The sequence below is a fragment of the Streptomyces sp. UH6 genome, from assembly GCF_013421635.1.
GTDB lineage: Bacteria > Actinomycetota > Actinomycetes > Streptomycetales > Streptomycetaceae > Streptomyces > Streptomyces abyssomicinicus.
In genome coordinates this window covers 1-1,627 of the sequence record NZ_JACADT010001159.1, presented here as the reverse complement: position 1 = coordinate 1,627, position 1,627 = coordinate 1, and the positions used below count along the sequence as shown (strand labels likewise).

Annotated in this window: 2 protein-coding genes; both read left to right on the top strand. The window is 73.8% G+C overall.

All coding sequences use genetic code 11. The features are described 5' to 3' along the window. Nucleotides 1–8 precede the first annotated feature (8 nt). Nucleotides 9–623, top strand: coding sequence for an RNA polymerase sigma factor (locus HW445_RS30215; RefSeq protein ID WP_257231386.1), 615 nt, complete (start codon nt 9–11; stop codon nt 621–623). Between the two features lie 42 nt (nt 624–665). Beyond that, nucleotides 666–1,511 (top strand): DUF4397 domain-containing protein, encoded by an 846-nt coding sequence (locus HW445_RS30210; protein WP_180223989.1) that lies wholly within the window; start codon nt 666–668, stop codon nt 1,509–1,511. Nucleotides 1,512–1,627: the final 116 nt, after the last annotated feature.

Below are 1,627 nucleotides of genomic sequence, written 5' to 3'. Positions count from 1 at the left end.
TCCATGGTCTGCGCGCCGCCGACGAGCACGCCTTCGCCGCCGTCTACCGGCGCTGGGGCCCCCTCGTCCACACCATGGCCACCCGCTCGCTCGGCGACACCCACGAGGCCGAGGACGTCACGCAGCAGGTGTTCATCGGCGCGTGGCGCGGGCGCGACGGCTACCGCCCGGAGCGGGGAACGCTGGGCGGCTGGCTCGTCGGCATCACCCGCCGCAAGATCGTCGACGCCCTGGCGGCCCGCAGCAGGCGCCTCACGCTCGTCGACACCGTCACCCGCGCCGACGACGGCGGGGGAGCGCGGCCCGAAGGCGCGCCCGAGGAGGTCCTGGACCGGGTCCTGCTGGTCGACGCCCTGTCCCGGCTGCCCCGCGGTCAGCGCGAGGTGCTGTGCCTGGCCTTCTACGAGGACCTGACCCAGGCCCAGATCGCCGACCGCACCGGACTGCCCCTGGGCACCGTGAAGAGCCACACCCGGCGCGGCCTGCTCCGGCTGCGCACGGCGATCGAACAGGGCGACGGCGTCGGCGCGACCGGGGTACGGGCCGGATCGCAGACGACCGGAATGGAAGAAAATGTCCACCCTGCGCATCCGTCCCGGGGGGCGTGCACGAACTACGGGTGAGACCGCGCAACCGGCGCGGACCTCGAAGAAGGGATCAATCCCATGACCTCCCGGACTCCCCTCCTCATCGGCGCCTCCGCCGGAGCCTGTGCCCTGGCACTCTCCGTCGCCGCCCCGTCCGTGGCCGCCGCGGCCGCCGACAGCGACCGGACGGGCATGGTGTCCGTCTTCCACGGCGTTCCGGGGACGACCGTGGACGTCTACGCCAACGGAGACCGGCTGCTCGGCGACTTCAAGCCCGGCACGGTCACCAAGCCGCAGGCCCTGGACGCCGGCACCTACGAGATACAGCTGTTCAAGGCCGGCCAGGGCCCCGACGGCACGCCGGTCCTGGAGAAGAAGGTCGAGGTGCCGGAGGGAGCCGACGCCACCATCGCCGCGCACCTGTCCGCCGACGGCGAACCGCAGCTCACGACCTTCAAGAACGACACGTCGAAGGTCGACGCCGGCCAGGCGCGGCTGACCGTCCGACACGTGGCCGCCGCCCCGGCGGTGGACGTCAGGGCCGGAGGCGAGCCCGTCTTCACCGGGCTGACGAACCCGAACCAGGACTCCACCGTGGTGGACGCCGGCACCCTGAACACCGATGTGACCCTCGCCGGCACCGACACCGTGGCGATCGGCCCCGCGGACCTGAACCTCAAGGCGGGCAGCGACACCGTCGTCTACGCCTGGGGCAGCGCGGACGACCAGAACCTCGCCCTGGCGACCCAGACGCTCGGCGGCACGGAATCCTCGTCGAACGCCGTCCACGCGGGTGGCACCGGCGCGGCCGCCGCCGTCACCCCCAACTCCCCGGAGGCATGGCTGGCGTGGGCCGCCGTCACCGGACTGGTCACCCTGACGGGCGTGCAGCTGGCACGCCGGGTCTCGGACCGGCGCGGGTGACGGAACGGAACACCGCCGCGTGCTCGCCGTGACGACCGCCGCCGCCGGCGGCGGTCGTCGCCGTGGAGCCCCTCCGGGCGCGAGAACCGGCGCCCGAACCCCCTCGCGCAGGGACG